Source organism: Pseudomonas sp. ASL4 (assembly GCF_056680395.1).
The window spans coordinates 6,820,984-6,836,940 of sequence record NZ_CM155280.1 but is presented as its reverse complement, the minus strand read 5'-3'; the positions used below and the strand labels follow the sequence as shown (position 1 = coordinate 6,836,940).

Annotated in this window: 18 protein-coding genes; 16 read left to right on the top strand and 2 right to left on the bottom strand. The window is 59.1% G+C overall.

The genetic code is table 11. The features are described 5' to 3' along the window. Positions 1-386 precede the first annotated feature (386 nt). Together fdxA and mutS are read right to left on the bottom strand one after the other, a co-directional pair. Positions 387-725: a ferredoxin FdxA gene (fdxA, locus tag AC1MEW_RS31355; RefSeq protein WP_201201117.1), complete on the bottom strand. Its 339-nt coding sequence runs from the start codon at positions 723-725 to the stop codon at positions 387-389. Positions 726-867: 142 nt separating this feature from the next. Further along, a complete protein-coding gene (mutS, locus tag AC1MEW_RS31350; RefSeq protein ID WP_201205155.1) occupies positions 868-3,435 on the bottom strand; it encodes a DNA mismatch repair protein MutS in 2,568 nt (855 codons plus the stop codon). A gap of 220 nt (positions 3,436-3,655) precedes the next feature. On the opposite strand from mutS, the gene AC1MEW_RS31345 reads away from it, so the two are divergent. The 16 genes from AC1MEW_RS31345 (at position 3,656) to AC1MEW_RS31270 (ending at position 15,949) form a co-directional block, all read left to right on the top strand. Then, positions 3,656-4,390, top strand: coding sequence for a LexA family transcriptional regulator (locus AC1MEW_RS31345; RefSeq protein ID WP_480424780.1), 735 nt, complete (start codon positions 3,656-3,658; stop codon positions 4,388-4,390). 522 nt (positions 4,391-4,912) lie between these two features. Continuing rightward, positions 4,913-5,254: a phage holin family protein gene (locus AC1MEW_RS31340; protein WP_201195483.1), complete on the top strand. Its 342-nt coding sequence runs from the start codon at positions 4,913-4,915 to the stop codon at positions 5,252-5,254. A 23-nt stretch (positions 5,255-5,277) separates the two neighbouring features. Continuing rightward, the gene (locus AC1MEW_RS31335) at positions 5,278-5,790 is read left to right on the top strand and encodes a hypothetical protein (RefSeq protein ID WP_322270671.1); all 513 of its coding nucleotides are present in this window, start codon (positions 5,278-5,280) and stop codon (positions 5,788-5,790) included. 2 nt (positions 5,791-5,792) lie between these two features. Beyond that, positions 5,793-6,404, top strand: coding sequence for a phage baseplate assembly protein V (locus AC1MEW_RS31330; RefSeq protein WP_480424778.1), 612 nt, complete (start codon positions 5,793-5,795; stop codon positions 6,402-6,404). Between the two features lie 11 nt (positions 6,405-6,415). Further along, complete coding sequence (locus AC1MEW_RS31325) at positions 6,416-6,748, top strand: phage baseplate protein (protein ID WP_480424777.1); 333 nt, start codon at positions 6,416-6,418, stop codon at positions 6,746-6,748. Next, positions 6,745-7,740: a baseplate J/gp47 family protein gene (locus AC1MEW_RS31320; protein WP_480424775.1), complete on the top strand. Its 996-nt coding sequence runs from the start codon at positions 6,745-6,747 to the stop codon at positions 7,738-7,740. The genes AC1MEW_RS31325 and AC1MEW_RS31320 overlap by 4 nt, the downstream gene beginning before the upstream one ends. After that, positions 7,737-8,372, top strand: a complete 636-nt coding sequence (locus AC1MEW_RS31315; RefSeq protein WP_322270675.1) for a phage tail protein I — start codon at positions 7,737-7,739, stop codon at positions 8,370-8,372. Before AC1MEW_RS31320 ends, AC1MEW_RS31315 begins: the two co-directional genes overlap by 4 nt. Continuing rightward, positions 8,373-9,899, top strand: a complete 1,527-nt coding sequence (locus AC1MEW_RS31310; protein ID WP_480424773.1) for a phage tail protein — start codon at positions 8,373-8,375, stop codon at positions 9,897-9,899. A 10-nt stretch (positions 9,900-9,909) separates the two neighbouring features. Beyond that, positions 9,910-10,335 carry a tail fiber assembly protein gene (locus AC1MEW_RS31305; RefSeq protein WP_480424771.1) on the top strand — a complete coding sequence of 142 codons (426 nt, stop codon included), beginning with the start codon at positions 9,910-9,912 and terminating at the stop codon, positions 10,333-10,335. Positions 10,336-10,432: 97 nt separating this feature from the next. After that, entirely contained in the window at positions 10,433-10,618 is a 186-nt protein-coding gene (locus tag AC1MEW_RS31300; protein WP_322270680.1) for a hypothetical protein, read from the top strand. 1 nt (position 10,619) lies between these two features. Next, positions 10,620-11,786 carry a phage tail sheath protein gene (locus AC1MEW_RS31295; RefSeq protein ID WP_322270681.1) on the top strand — a complete coding sequence of 389 codons (1,167 nt, stop codon included), beginning with the start codon at positions 10,620-10,622 and terminating at the stop codon, positions 11,784-11,786. After that, positions 11,786-12,292, top strand: coding sequence for a phage major tail tube protein (locus AC1MEW_RS31290; protein WP_480424769.1), 507 nt, complete (start codon positions 11,786-11,788; stop codon positions 12,290-12,292). The genes AC1MEW_RS31295 and AC1MEW_RS31290 overlap by 1 nt, the downstream gene beginning before the upstream one ends. Positions 12,293-12,500: 208 nt before the next feature. Beyond that, positions 12,501-13,082 carry a phage tail assembly protein gene (locus AC1MEW_RS31285; RefSeq protein ID WP_322270683.1) on the top strand — a complete coding sequence of 194 codons (582 nt, stop codon included), beginning with the start codon at positions 12,501-12,503 and terminating at the stop codon, positions 13,080-13,082. 128 nt (positions 13,083-13,210) lie between these two features. Then, the gene (locus AC1MEW_RS31280; protein ID WP_322270684.1) at positions 13,211-15,361 is read left to right on the top strand and encodes a phage tail tape measure protein; all 2,151 of its coding nucleotides are present in this window, start codon (positions 13,211-13,213) and stop codon (positions 15,359-15,361) included. Continuing rightward, positions 15,361-15,744, top strand: coding sequence for a phage tail protein (locus AC1MEW_RS31275; protein WP_480424767.1), 384 nt, complete (start codon positions 15,361-15,363; stop codon positions 15,742-15,744). The genes AC1MEW_RS31280 and AC1MEW_RS31275 overlap by 1 nt, the downstream gene beginning before the upstream one ends. After that, a complete protein-coding gene (locus AC1MEW_RS31270; RefSeq protein WP_480424765.1) occupies positions 15,737-15,949 on the top strand; it encodes a tail protein X in 213 nt (70 codons plus the stop codon). The genes AC1MEW_RS31275 and AC1MEW_RS31270 overlap by 8 nt, the downstream gene beginning before the upstream one ends. Positions 15,950-15,957 lie beyond the last annotated feature (8 nt).

Below are 15,957 nucleotides of genomic sequence, written 5' to 3'. Positions count from 1 at the left end.
TTTAAATAGCTGATTTATATAGGTATTTAATTTTATTAACGGCATATGACAGTGAGTTTCAGCGTCAGCGGTCGATTGCTCTTGCCGGGGAATTCTCTAGTATCTGGGTTGTGTCGACGGATAGACACGCCCTTCAAGGAAGAGGGGAAAGGACATCGCAGGACGCGGTTCATCAGGACGATGAAAAGGAATACAAGGAATAGGGAAAAAATGTGGGCGGGTCAAACCGCCCCTTTTTTTGCCTGTAGAAAAGCAAGATCAAAAGATCGCAGCCTTCGGCGGCGCCCACAGGCGCGTAGGAGCTGCCGAAGGCTGCGATCTTTTGATCTTTCAATCCCGGAAAAGCAAAAAGGCCCACAAGGGGCCTTTTCAAGAACGCGGGGTAATCAGCGTTCGAGGTCTTTCAGCTTGCTGCCTACAGATTTGTTAAGCACGCGATCAAACGCTTCCGCATCAGGCATCGATTCTTTCTTCTCGGTGATGTTCGGCCAGATTTCGGCCAGATCAACGTTCAGCTGAATGAATTCCTGCATCTCTTCCGGGACTTCATCCTCGGAGAAGATGGCCACGGCCGGGCATTCTGGTTCGCACAGTGCGCAGTCGATGCACTCATCCGGGTGAATCACCAGGAAGTTCGGGCCTTCGTAAAAGCAGTCCACCGGACAGACTTCTACGCAGTCGGTGTACTTGCACTTGATGCAGTTGTCGGTGACGACGAAGGTCATTTCTAATTTTCTCCTCAGGCGGCGGCAGCGGAGCCCCTTCACGTTGGGGTCGCCAGGTTCGGGAGCGATAGTCTGCTGGCCAGGCTATTAGCCAGCAGCATCCCAAACCGCGCGAGATTCTAACAGCTTGCACGCAAGTGCGTTAGATCCGTGTCTTTAGTGTATAGAGCATTTCTAACGCACGACGTGGACTCATATCGTCCAGATCCAGTTTGGCCAGCTCATCCAGCACTGGATGCGGCAGACTGGCGAACATGTCGCTCTGCTGCGGCGCAGCCGGTTTACCTTTGACGGCCTTGGGCACCTCGTGCGGCAGGGCGGTGGCTTCCAGGCGACCCAAATGCTCGCGGGCACGCACGATCACTTCGCTCGGCACGCCGGCCAATTGCGCAACCGCCAGGCCGTAGCTCTGGCTGGCAGGCCCCGGTAACACGTGGTGCAGGAACACGATGCGTTCGTTGTGCTCGGTCGCGTTGAGGTGCACGTTAGCCACCAGCGGCTGGGCTTCCGGCAACACGGTCAATTCGAAGTAGTGGGTGGCGAACAGCGTGTAGGCGCGTAGATACGCCAGACGCTCCGCGGCGGCCCATGCCAGCGACAGACCGTCGAAGGTGCTCGTACCGCGTCCGACTTCATCCATCAGCACCAGGCTGCGTTCGGTGGCGTTGTGCAGGATGTTTGCGGTTTCACTCATCTCGACCATGAAGGTCGAACGGCCACCGGCCAAGTCATCACTGGAACCGATCCGGGTAAAGATCCGGTCCACCAAGGACAATTCACAACTGGCCGCCGGAACGAAGCTGCCGATGTGCGCCAACAACACGATCAACGCGGTCTGGCGCATGTAGGTGGATTTACCGCCCATGTTCGGACCAGTGATCACCAGCATGCGGGTGTTGTCATCAAGGCTCAGGTCGTTGGCCACGAACGGCGTGCTCAGCACCTGCTCGACCACCGGGTGACGACCCTGGCTGATGCGCATGCACGGCTCGCTGACGAAGCGCGGGCAGTTCAGGTCGAGGTTCAGCGCTCGCTCGGCGAGGTTGCTCAGCACGTCCAGCTCGGCCAGTGCGGCGGCGGTGTCTTGCAACGGCGGCAGTTGCGAAATCAGGTCTTCGAGCAGCGCTTCATAGAGCATCTTCTCGCGGGCCAGCGCGCGGCTCTTGGCCGACAACGCCTTGTCTTCGAACGCCTTCAGCTCCGGCGTGATGAAACGCTCGGCGCCTTTGAGCGTCTGGCGACGGATGTAGTCCGCTGGCGCCGACTCGGCCTGCTTGCTTGGCAACTCGATGAAGTAACCGTGAATGCGGTTGTAGCCGACTTTCAGGTGCGACAGGCCAGTGCGGGCCTTCTCGCGGGCTTCGAGGTCGATCAGGAACTGCCCGGCGTTTTCGCTGAGCGATTGCAGGTCGTCCAGCTCGGCGTCGTAACCGGTTTTCAACACGCCGCCGTCACGGATGACGGCCGGCGGGTTGTCAATAATGGCTTTTTCCAGCAACGCCGCCAGTTCCGGGTAGGTGCTGGTAGTCGCGGCCAGTTGAATAATGTGCGGGGCTTCCAACTCGGTCATCGCCACTTGCAGCTCGGGCAGTGCACCGAGGGCGTCGCGCAGACGCGCCAAGTCACGAGGACGGGCATTGCGCAGACCGATCCGCGCCAGAATCCGCTCGATGTCGCCGATTTCCTTGAGCTGTGGTTGCAGCTTCTCGAAGCGGTAGCCGTCGAGCAGGCAGGTGATCGAAGTCTGACGCGCGAGCAACACGGTCAAGTCCCGCAGTGGACGGTTCAACCAACGGGTCAGCAAACGGCTGCCCATGGCGGTCTGGCAGCGATCGACCACCGATTGCAGGGTGTTCTCGCGACCCCCGGCCAGGTTGGTGTCGAGCTCCAGGTTGCGACGGCTCGCGCCGTCCAGCACCACGGTGTCGTCCAGGCGTTCATGACGCAGGCTACGCAAGTGCGGCAGGGCGGTGCGCTGGGTTTCCTTGGCGTAGCTGAGCAGGCAACCGGCGGCGCCGATGGCCAGGGTCAGGTTCTCGCAACCGAAGCCTTTAAGGTCCTGGGTGGAAAACTGCTGGCAGAGACTTTTCAGCGCCGTATCACGCTCGAAATCCCACGGTGCACGACGACGAACCCCACGGCGTTTTTCCGCCGGCAGATCCTTTGGCCAGTCATCCGGGATCATCAGCTCTACCGGGTTGACCCGCTCCAGTTCCGCCAGCAGGTTTTCCCAGCCTTTGATTTCCAGCACGCTGAAGTTGCCGCTGGTGATGTCCAGCACCGCCAGCCCGAACAGACGCTCGTCACCCAGCACCGCTGCGATCAGGTTGTCCCGACGCTCATCCAGCAGCGCTTCATCACTGACCGTACCCGGCGTGATGATCCGCACCACCTGACGATCCACCGGCCCTTTGCTGGTGGCCGGGTCGCCGACCTGCTCACAGATCACTACCGACTCGCCGAGCTTGACCAGTTTCGCCAGGTAGCCTTCGGCGGCGTGGTAAGGAATCCCACACATCGGAATCGCCTGGCCGGCCGACTGCCCACGGGCGGTCAGGGTGATGTCCAGCAACTTGGCGGCCTTCTTCGCGTCTTCATAGAAGATCTCGTAGAAGTCACCCATGCGGTAGAACATCAGCTGGTCGGGGTGCTGGTTCTTCAGGCGCCAGTATTGCTGCATCATCGGCGTGTGCGAGGACAGATCGGAGATAGCTTTATTCATCGGAAATCAGGAAAACTCGTTGAAAGGTGTAGGGCAAAGGAGGGGCATCGGCCCGGCTTTTCCGCGATGGGCGCAAGGTTAACATGAGCGGTCTGCCAGACGCAGGCATCAAAGGCTTGTGGCACATTTCTGCATTTATTCACATTTCATGCGTTTTTATGCATATCAGCATTTGTTTTCCGGAAAAAGATCAAGCACTATTCGCGTTATGCAAAAACGCAACGTATCTACTGTCTTAAGAGCACTGCTCGATCAGCACGGGATCTCCCCCACGGAGCTTCACCGTCGCACCGGCGTGCCTCAATCCACTCTCTCGCGGATTCTCAGTGGGAAGATCGTCGATCCTTCGGATAAACATATCTCGAAGATTGCCGAGTACTTCTCTGTGAGCACCGATCAGTTGCGCGGGCGCGCGGATGTCGCGCCGGTCGCCGCTGCTGCGCGCGATCAACTACATTCCGAACTCAAGGACATAAGCTTGTGGGACGACGATACCCCTGTCGATGATGACGAGGTGTCGGTCCCCTTTCTTCGCGAGGTTGAATTGGCTGCAGGATCAGGAAGATTCGTCATCGAAGAAAGCGAGCGCTCTAGCTTGCGCTTCGGCAAGCGCAGTCTGCGTCACAACGGCGTGCAGTTCGACCAGGCCAAATGCGTGACAGTGCGCGGCAACAGCATGTTGCCGGTGCTGCGCGATGGCGCCACCGTCGGCGTGAACGCCGGTAAATGCGGGATTGGCGACATCGTCGATGGCGACTTGTACGCCATCAACCATAACGGTCAGTTGCGGGTGAAACAGCTCTATCGTCTGCCGACCGGTATCCGTCTGCGCAGCTTCAATCGCGATGAGCATCCGGATGAGGACTACACCTTCCAGGAAATCCAGGAAGAGCAGATTGTCATCCTCGGTCACGTCTTCTGGTGGGGCATGTACGCCCGCTAACCTCATAGCTGTCCGCTAAAACCCGCCCCTCGGCGGGTTTTTTTTCGCCTGCATAAAACCACCAGCGCCTTTGTTTTTGGGGCTTCCATGCGCTTGTGCATTTTATGTGCATAAATAAATGCATTTACGCATTGACTGTATATGCATCAATGCATATTCTGTGTCCCAAGCCGCTCAACAAAGCGGCTCGAAACGAAGCTCTTTAGTTCCACCACAAAGGCAGCGATGAACCGGCCTCAACGGTTCAGAGGGTTGGCAACTGACCCGGGTGTGCAGCGTAAAGCACCAGAAGCAGTTATCCGGCGGGCAGGGACCGCGGTCGGAAAAACAATTTGAATGGACTCGTACCGCGCCAGTAGCGCCGAAAAGTCAGCTTCCTTTTTGTACACAGGATTAAAGGAAGGCGAAGGACCGCATTACTGAAAAGCCCGGCCCAGCGCCGGGCTTTTTGGAATGCCTACCTCAAGAGACAGCGTTTGAATCCAATACATACCACTCATCAATCACCCCAGGAGGCGTGACATGACAAACGAGCAACAAGCGTTAGCGGACATGCCGATCTGGCTGGTCATCGTCCTCGCCCTGGTGGGCGGGGTATCCGGCGAAATGTGGCGCGCCGACAAGGAAGGCGCCCGAGGCTGGGCGCTGTTGCGGCGCCTGGCGTTGCGCTCCGGGGCCTGTGTGATCTGCGGGGTCTCGGCAATCATGTTGCTGTACGCCGCTGGCGTGTCGATCTGGACCGCGTGTGCGTTTGGCTGTCTTACGGCGATGGCTGGAGCGGATGTGGCCATCGGACTTTACGAACGCTGGGCTGCAAAGCGCATCGGCGTCTGTGACGTCCCGCCGCGTCCGGATCAACAATAAAACGGCGGCACAGGAGGCCACTAATGCCCGTTGTCATCGAAAAACCTTCGCAGCTTGTTTCCGCTATTGCCGAAGCGTTGCGCGTCGCCATCCCGAGCGTGAAGGTCGGCAGTCCTCAAGACTTCGACAGCACCGGCGATCCGACCTGGGTTCTGATCACGATCGAACACGATGCGCCGGGCGAGCGCGCCAATAGTGGACGCATCGCCCATGTCCTGACGGTTTCGCTACAAGCCGTGCTGCCCGCTTCAGGACTGGCTGCTTGCGACCTTGCGAGCGAGTTGAAAAACCTGGTCACCGACAACCGCTGGAAGCTGCCGGGTGATCAATGCGACCTGCCGATGAACATCGATGGCATCGCATCCACATTCATCCGCGATACACGGCAATACAACGCCTGGACTGTTTCATTCACCCAGACGCTGTACCTCGGGCCGCTGCTGCTGGAGGACCCGACCGGCATCCCGAAATTTGCCCGCACCTGGGAGGTGTCGAACATCGACGACCCGGATCAATACACCGCACTCGAGGGCTAGCCATGTTTGATGCGCTACTACGTATGCAATTGGGCCCGATCATCGAACGACTGGCGCAGATGGAAACCGAGCTTGAAGACCTGTATCGGCGCGCCGACAGCTTTTGTCGCATCGGCGTGTGCCAGGAGGTCGACGCGGCCAGCAACACCTGCAAGGTCAGCCATGGTGAGTTGCTCTCCCCGGCGATCCGGTTTTTCAACCCCAGCGCCGGGGCCCAAAGCGAGTCGCGGATTCCTTCCGTGGGCGAGCAATGCCTGTTGCTGAATCATGGCGGCGGCGAGGGCGGCGGGCAGTCGGTCGCACTGTTCGGCCTTAACGGCGGTCAATTTCCGCCGGTCTCGACACAGGCTTCGCTGACGCGTCGCCTCTATCAGGACGGCACCGAAAGCGGCTACGACGATGCCAGCCACGTCCTGCACTGGAAGAACGGCCCGGCAACATTCACGGGATCACGCGAGTCGCTCGAGTTGAGCATCGGCCCGGCCCGACTAGTGATGACACCCCAGGCGATCACCTTGCAACTGGGCGCGGTCGGCTTATTGATTGACGCGTCCGGTGTGCACCTGAGCGGCCCGGTGGTGGATCACCAGGGCCGCGTCATCAGTCCGGCATAAAGAGTTTTCCCATGATCGGAATCGATAGAGACACCGGAGTAACGGTCGACGACTGGCTGCAGTTTGTGCAGCGCGCGACCCGGGCGCTGACGACGCCTTTGGGCACTCGTCAGAAGCGTCCTTTGTATGGCTGCCAACTCACTGAGTTGCTGGGGCAAAACCTCGGCGACGATCTGTTGATTCTTGCGCAAAGCCACGCCGCCCAAGCGTTTTACAACAAGTACAACGGCATCGACGATTTCGAGCCGCAAGTCATTGTGGCCAGTCGGCACGGCGCTGGTTTGTTGTTGCGTTTCGCCGGCATCTGGAAAAACCGCCAACAAACCTTTGAGGTGGTGGCATGAGTATGTTGATACCTGGCCAGAATCAATTGGCCGAACCTTCGATTGTCACCGTCGAGGCGTTTGAAGATCTGCTCGCAGAGTTCAAGACCTTCGTCGTTGAATACGTCGGCGCCCGCTCTCCCGAGAGCGCGGCAAAGCTTGTGGTCAGCCTGGAAAACGAAAGCGAGTTGCTGACCTTGGCGCTCGAAGCGTTTTGTGTGCGGCTACAAACCCACGAACGCAAATACAACGCCCGCATCAAGCAGATGCTGGCGTGGTGGGCGACGGGCAGCAACCTCGATGCTCGCTTGGCGGACATGGGTCTTGAGCGTCAGTTGCTGGACCCGGGCGACTCGGCGGCGTTCCCATCCATCCCACCGGTTTACGAAAGCGACGACGACGCCCGGTTGCGTTATTACCTGGCGCCGCATGCACCGGCAGCCGGTTCACGGATGCAGTATCGCCGGGAGGTTTTTACCCTCGGCGAACGGCCGGCGGTAAAGGTGGAAGCGGCGACTGCCGGCGTGGTGACGGTCACTTACACCTTTGATCCGGACGGCTTTGCGGCACAGGTCAAGGATGGCAATGGGCGTCGCACCGCCCCCGGCGAAGTGATGGTTACCGTGCTGGCCCGCGAGGGCGATGGCACCCCGACCGCAGCGTTGCTCGACGGTGTTCGCCAGCACTTTGCCCGACCGGATGTATGCCCGGAAACCGACCACGTCACCGTGCAGGGCGCGCAAATCAAGAACTACAAAATCCGCGTCGTGGCGAAGATTAACGCCGGCCCGGATTCGGGTCTGACCAAGGTCGCCGCGCAACAGCAGTTGCAGGCGTATGCGGATGCTTGTCATCGGCTGGAAGGGCGGGTCGACCCGAGTTGGATCGACTACACGCTGCACAGCGCCGGCGCGGTTCAACTGCAAATCCTTGAGCCGCTGGCGCCGATTGTGACGACGGCTTTCCAGGCCCCGTATTGCACGGGCGTCGAGGTCGAGGTGGATACGTTATGAGTGACGACACACCTCGTCCAAGCCTGTTGCCGGCCAACAGTTCGTCGCTGGAAAGGGCGCTTGATCTTGGTTTCGGTCGCTTGCTTGATCGCATCGATCCGCCGTTTCCGGAGTTGATGAGTCCCGCCGTGACGCCTTCTGCATTCCTGCCGTACCTCGGTGCGGATCGCGGGGTCAGCGAGTGGAGCAGCGAAGCGCCCGAGTCGGAAAAGCGTTTGACGGTCGAACTCGCCTGGCCCACCGCACGGCAAGCCGGCACTCGAAAGGCTCTGGAAAACGCCGCCAAAGGCTTGCAGCTGCAACCCGAAGTGAGCGCCTGGTACGAGCAAACACCGCCCGGCCAGCCTTACAGTTTTTCCGTCAGGGCCTTCACCGAACAGCCTTACAGCGAAGACATCGATGCGCGTCTTGACCGGCGCTTGGCCGACGCTAAAAGCGAACGCGACACCTTGACCGTGTCCGTGGGCCTGAGCGCCTTCGGTAGTCACGTCATCGGCGCCGCCACCGTGTGCGGCGAGCTGACCACGGTGTACCCGATTGTCATCGAAGGGCTTGAAGCCTCGGGCCAGGTCTTCATGGCCGCCGGGCTCTACGCCGTCGAAACTTCCACTATTTATCCTCAGGGGTCCTAAATGGCCGACTATTACACCCTGCTTACCAACGCGGGGATTGCCTACGAAACTGCCTGTAAAGCGGCGGGGCAGCCAATCAAGTTGTCACAGATTTCTGTTGGTGACGGCGGCGGTGCGGTTTACAACCCAGCGGCGACTGACACTGCGCTCAAGCGCGAAGTATGGCGCGGGCCACTCAATGCACTGTTCCAGGATGAGAAAAACCCGAGCTGGTTGCTGGCTGAAGTGACCATTCCGCCGGATGTTGGCGGCTGGTATGTGCGTGAGGCCGGGCTCTGGACGGATACCGGGATTTTGTACGCCATCGTTAAATATCCGGAGTCGTTTAAACCGGTATTGGCGACGTCGGGGTCGGGGAAAGAGTTTTACATTCGCTCGATTTTTGAGACCAGTAATGCGGCGTTGGTGACGTTGTTGATTGACGACACCGTGGTTAAAGCGACCCGTGCGTGGGTAGCTTCCTATGTCGCTGACGAACTCGCCAAACTTGACAGTAAGCAATCGGTGCGGGTAGCAACTACCGCCAACATCACGTTGGTCGGGCCTCAAACAATTGATGGCGTGGCTGTTGTTGCAGGTGATCGCGTTCTCGTTAAAAACCAGACGGCGGCGAAAGATAACGGCATCTATGTTGCGGCGGTCGCGGCCTGGGTTCGGGCGATAGACGCGGACATAAGCGCAGAGGTGACGTCGGCCTTGGCCGTCTCCGTAGAGCAGGGGGCGACGCAGGCCGACACTCGCTGGCAACTGGTCACGGATGGGGCGATTGTCCTGGGTACCACGGCGCTGACGTTCCAGAACGTGACGCAAGGTTTTGCGCCGCTCAATTCTCCGGCGCTGATTAGTCCCACAGCGAATACGCCAACGCAGTTCGATAATTCCAAAGCAGTCGCTACGACGGAGTTTGTGCAGCGTGCGCAAGGAAATTTTAGTGGGCAAACGAGCATTACGACGCTTCCCGCTGCGCTGATGCCTACGATGGCGGGGCGCCGTATTGTTGTCACCGGGCCGGGGGTGCTGACAATGCCGGCACTGGCTGCGAGTCCTGTCGGGTCCAAGTTTTACATTCTCAACATTGGGGTTAGCGACATAACTGTAAGTCGCCAAGGTGGCGACATGATTGTGGCGCTCGCCAAGACGCTCACGAGCATTACGATTCAGAGCGGCTCTAACGCTGTGTTTACTTGTGGGGATATCAACTATGTCGTTGAGGAAGGTGTTTCTTCACTGAAGTATTCCAATGAATTTTCGGCGTTACTGACACAAAACGGATATCAGAAAAACCCATCGGGCTTGATCGAGCAATGGGGAATCATTCCAGCGATCCCTGCTAACGGTTCGATTTTAGTTAACTTCCCCATCATCTTCCCTGTCGCCGCTGCTGGGTTCTCAATAGCCGGGGGCGCGTCTGGTCCGGGGATACCTGGGGTCAACTGCTACAACATCTCAAATAATCAAGTTCGGTTCTGGAATCAATCCACCACAGTAGCCACACAGGCTGGTGGGTATCGAGTTGTCGGCTTCTAAGGGGGATTTTATGTTTGCTTCAAAATTTGCTCGCGGTTTTTACGATGCGTCTATTCATACATCGATGCAGGATGACGTGATTGAAATCTCTGCCGAGTACCACGCTGAACTGTTGGCGGGTCAGGCTGAAGGTCAGGTTATTAGCTGGGGGGATGATGGCTATCCGCTGCTGATTGATCCGCCTCCGCCATCCTCTGCCGAAGTTGCGTTTGCTGAGCGTACCTGGCGAGATGGCCAACTTGCAGCGACTGACGGCGTTGTAACTCGTCACCGAGACGAAGTGGAGGAAGGTTCGCCAACAACGCTAACCCAAACCCAATACACCGAGTTGCAAGCGTATCGTCGCTTGTTGCGTAACTGGCCAGAATCTAGCGAGTTTCCCTTGCTTCAACATCGGCCATCCACACCGGAATGGCTCTCAACCCTACCCCAATAAACGCCCCGCACCGCCGGGGCGTTTTCTTATCCGCTAATCAACACCCAACAGCCCCTTCCTCAAAAAAAGGGGCTTTTTCGTCTCTGGAGAAACCCAAATGGCAGAACGCCAAACCTACACCGTCCTCGTCCCGTTCCCTGTCGGGCGTGGTCACTGGTCGACCGCGGGCCAGGAACTCGACCTGCTCGATGTCGAAGCCAACGCATTGCTCAGCGCCGGTCGCCTGGCGCTGAAATCTACATCCACCCCGGCCGAACAGGCCGTTGCCAAGAAGGCTGAATAACATGGCTGAGGTTTTGAACTTCGAGCACAACGGCATCACCGTCAATGCCACTGAATCCCCCGAGGCCATGGGTGGTCTGGGCGACAACGTCATTGGCCTGGTCGGCACCGCGCCGAAAGCCGATCTGCTGATCCCGCGCAATTCGCCGTTCCGCATCAACAGCTTCACCACTCAGGGGCTGCTCGATCCGACCGGCGCCGAGTCGGGCACGCTGTACCAAGCGGTGTACCAGATCCTGAAAGTGGTGAAGGTCCCGGTTTACGTGGTTATCGTCGAAGAGGGCACGACCCCGGCGGACACCGCGAACAACGTGATCGGCGGCGTCGAGCCGGTGACCGGCCGCAAACTGGGCCTGGCCGCGCTGAGCGGTGTGCCGGAAGACCTGACCATCATCGGTGCACCGGGCTTCACCGGCACCAAGGCAGTGGCCAGTGAATTCGCCTCCTTCGGCAAGCGCATCAAGGCGCGCGTTGTGCTCGACGGCAAGGACGCCGCGGTCGCTGATCAAGTGACGTACAGCAAGGATCTGGGCGGCGATGACCTCGGTTTCGACCGCTGCCTGCTGGTGCACAACATGCCGGCCGTTTACTCCAAAGCGGCGAAGAAAAACGTGTTCCTGGCGCCGTCGAGCCTGGCCATCGCTGCGCTGGCCAAGGTCAAGCAGTGGGAGAGCCCGGGCAACCAGGTGACCTACGCCGAGGACGTTTCGCGGGTCGTGGAATACAACATCCTCGACACTTCCACCGAAGGCGATCTGCTCAACCGCTACGGCATCAGCTACTACGCCCGGACCGTCCTCGGCGGCTTCTCGCTGTTGGGTAACCGTTCCATCACCGGCAAGTTCATCAGCTACGTCGGCCTGGAAGATGCCATCAGCCGCAAGCTGGTGAAAGCCGGCCAGAAAGCCATGGCCAAGAACCTGACCAAGTCCTTCATGGATCAGGAGGTCAAGCGCATCAACGACTGGCTGCAAACCCTGGTCGCCGACGAAACCATCCCCGGCGGCAGCGTTTACCTGCACCCGGAATTGAACAGTGTCGAGAAGTACAAAAACGGCACCTGGTTCATCGTCATCGACTACGGCCGCTACGCGCCGAACGAACACATGGTTTACCAACTCAACGCCCGTGATGAAATCATCGAGCAGTTCCTGGAGGATGTTCTCTAATGTTTACTAACCGCGTAAGACAGGCCATCGCGGCCACCCTGCAAGGCTTGCCGTTGTCGGCGACTGTGGAAGATTTCATGCCGCCGAAGATCGACTTCGTCATGGAACCGATGACGGGCGGGCGCTTTATCGCCGAGGACATGGCCAAAAGCGCCAATGTGCTGACGGCTACGCTGACCCTGCAAGGCATGGGGCCGGAAATCATGCTGGCGCTGGGTGTGAAACTGGGCGAGGACATTCTGCTGAACGTCCGCGAAGCCGGTCAGGATCAGGACGGTAACACCTGGTTCACCTACCACACCGTGGGTGGCAAGCTGAAATCCCTGGCCGAGACCAAGATGAAGATGGGCGATAAACCCACCACCGCACTGGAACTCACCTGCCGCACCTACAACCGTATCGAAAACGGCATTCCGGTGATCGACATCGACGTGCGCACCCAGAAGTTCATGCTCAACGGCGTCGACATCCTCGGCGACGCCCGCCGCGCTGTACTGCTGCCGTAACCCCCCCAACACCCGCCAGTTAAAACGCAATCCCTGTGGGAGCGGGCTTGCTCGCGAAGAGGCCATCAGCTTCAACATCAATGTTGACTGAATCATCGCTTTCGCGAGCAAGCCCGCTCCCACAGGGGAGGCTCACAAGCCTTGAAATCTGCGTTAATCGGTAGGCATTTGCGCAACACCTCCCCACGACCCACCAAGGAATTCATTCATGTCCTGGACGCCTCCTGTTCACGTCTTGCTGTCGCCGATCACCGCCGACAACCAGTCGCAGATCGAACAGATTCAGCTTAAACCCTTGTTTTACGCCGCGCAGAAAGAGGCCCTGGTCCGTGCCGGCGATGATGAGGACGATCAGTTCTTCGAACTGGCGAAATTGGCCACCGGCCTGTCGGTCAAGGAACTCGACCAACTCAAACGCCCGGACTACGTGAGCATCGCCCAGTACGTGCACGAGATGTCGACCCGTCCGGCTTCGTACTTTCTGGAGCAGGACGAGCAAGGCGACCCATCGGCAGACCCCGATCAAGTGCAACTGCTGCAACCACTCAACGCAGCGGGCCGCAGCACAACCTCGCTGACCCTGGAAATGCCGGTACTGCGCGCCACCAAAGCGATGAAGAAACTGAAAACCGCCAAGGAACGCGCCGAGTTCATCACCGCCCATTGCACCGGGCTGATGCTGCCCGATCTGGACCTGCTGACCGTGCCCGACTGGACACAGCTTCAGGTACGCATCGACGATTTTTTAAACAAACCGGCGGACTTCTTTCGGAGCGCGACATCGAAGTAATCCTCGATGTCGTCCCGCTCATTTACCCGGTAAGTGAAGCGGAAATTCTGGAATGGGACGCCGGCAAGGCATTACGCCGCTACGACATCGCGATCACTCGCCTTGGCGTGAAACAGGAGTAGAGCGCGATGGCAGAGAGTGACTATTCGCTGCACGGTGCGGACATCAATCGCATCGAGCTGCCGCAACTCGGCAGCGCATCTGAAACGCCGGGGCTTGTCGGTTTCGAGGACCCGTTGTCGGGGCTGAACCAGGCACTGACCACGGCCAGCCTCGATATCCGCCTGTTGGTGGTGGAGCAAGGCAAGCTCCGTGAAATCCTGGCGTCGTTGAACGGAGCACTGTCGTCGCAGCAGTCGTTGCTCAAGGCGAATGCATCGGCGCCGGCACCAGCCAGTGAGGCAAAGTCAAAGCTCAAGGCTGAAGTTGACCAGCGTGCGCCGCCAGAGGAATTGAAGGCTGCAATGGCGGTGCAGTCGGCCCTCGTCGACCTGAATCAGAAATTGCAGCTGGCCCCTGATCCGCTTCAGGAGCTGGCCAATGACACCCAGAAGATAGCGGGTGAAAAACGCACCGCCCCCAGCGGCGCAACAGCGGTGCAACTGTTGCAGGTGCAACAGGCGGCGGTTGATTCTCGGGTCCTCAAGGACGTCCAACCGCAGGACCGAAAGCAGACGCTGACGGATCTCGCACGCGACAGCGCCGTCATGGCCTCGGCGTACAAGATCGATATCAAGGAAGCCGGCGCGCTCATGACTGGCTGGCGCACTTCGTTGCACCTTGATCGAGCGAAAAGTCTCGACTTGGGCGATGCGGCTAACCGCCTCGGTGCCACTCTCGATTTGAAAGCGTCAGCGGCAGATATTGGTTCGGTCGTATTGCGCGGCGGCGAGCCAGGTTTGGCCGCCGGCATCGCGCCTGAGCAAGCGGCGGCCATCGCAGCTGCCCTGCTCAGCGCTTCCTTGGGCAAGGAAGAAGCCGGCGCCTCGTTGAAAAACTTCGGCACTGCGCTCGGCAAGGGTGACAAGGCCACGCCAGAGCAGCGAGCCGCCTGGACGCAACTTGATATCAAACCGGAAGACCTCTCCAGCAGAATTCGCACGGACGCACCGGGGGCGATCAGCGATGTGCTGGCGGCCCTGAAGAGCAAGCCGGCCGAGCAACAGACTTCGTTGATCAAGACGCTGTTTGAGGGCGACGAGGGCATCGGCAAATTGCTGAAGTCGCCCCAGGATCTGAAGACGGCTTTGGCGGTAGCGGCCGACAAGGGTGACGGTAACAAGGGTTCGATGGCGCAAACTGCCGAAGCCCGAGGGAACACCTCGCAAGGGCGCTGGAATGCGCTGGATGCGAGTTTGACCCGACTTGATACTGCGGTCGAAACCGCAGTGGCGCCATTTACTGACCTCGCGATGCTCAGCGCCGACATGGTGGTCAGCGGCGTGAGTTCTGTGGTTGAAACCTTGCCGAAAGTCACGGCTGCATTGACCTTGCTCGGTGTTGCGGCCTCGACTCCGTTGCGCGGGCCCATCCTGAACAAGCTGGCGTCGGTTGTGTCCACCACCGCCACAGAGCTTTTCAAACCGGACGCTGCCATTCAGCCGCCGGGAGGTGATGAGGGCGGTGCTCAGGACAAGAAAAAAGCCAACGACGGTACGCAAGAAAAGGGTGGTAACCCGAAACAACCCGGGGCCGCTGAGACCAAATCTCCGCGTCCTACGGTACGTAACCGACTGGTCACCAGCATGACGAGGGCCAAGACTTTCACAGGCCGGTTAGGTGGGCCTCTGGCGCTGGCCAATGCGGGTTATAACGGGGTCAAGGCACTGATGGCCGGCGATTACAAAGCCGCTGCCGGCGCTGTCGGATCGGGCATTGGCGGAGCGGCCGGAGGTTATGCCGGCGCTGCTACCGGCGCGTTGATTGGCAGCTTCATTCCCGTTCCAGTCCTGGGCACTGCAGTGGGTGCCTTGGTGGGTGGCCTGGTCGGTTCCTACTTCGGCAGCAAGGGCGGTGAAGCGCTGGGTGAGTCTATTTACACCGGGGCTGATCGCCTCTTGTCACCGGACCAGGTCAGCAAAGACCTGACCAACGCCCAGACGAACAATCAGCAAAACACGGTTAACGCCAACATCTACATCAACGCCCAGGACTCACCCAATACCACTGAACTGGCCAACCTGGTGGTGCAACACATTTCCAACCAGTTCGGAATGATAACAACGACCAATCAACTCGCCGTGCGACGTGACACGGCCCTGACCGACGGGGTGGCTTGATGAGGCAGCAAATGGCACTCGGCACGTTCATTTTTGGCTTGTCGAGCAACTTCGCCTACGGCGGTCTGGTGCGCAAGTCGGACGGTGGCTGGGTGAAGGTGGATATTTTGACCAGCAAGCCCAAGTCCAGCCAGACCGGTCAGGGCCTGCAAACCATGACGATCACAGGCAAGGCGATGTATGCGGTGGCCATGGACCGGCTCGATGAGTTACGCGCCTTACAAGCGCTGCGCGTACCGCTGCCGTTGGTTGATGGCATTGGTCGCAACTGGGGTTTGTGGCGGGTCGACGATGTGACGGAAACCCAAAGCGATGTGATCGATGACGGCACGGCGATGTTGATCAGTTGGTCGATTTCCTTGGGGGAATACGTCAATGCGTAAGGTACGAACCATCACCGGTGACTCGGTGAATCTGTTGCTCTACCGCGAAATCGAGCGTTGTGACGACGCGGCCGAAGAGGCGCTGTGGCGCCTCAACCCCACACTGGCCGAGCAAGGCCCGGTACTGCCCGCGGGTGTCTGGGTGGTGTTGCCGGAACTTGAATCCAGACCCGCAGCGAAAACGCCGGTAACGGCTTGGGATTAAGGAGGCTA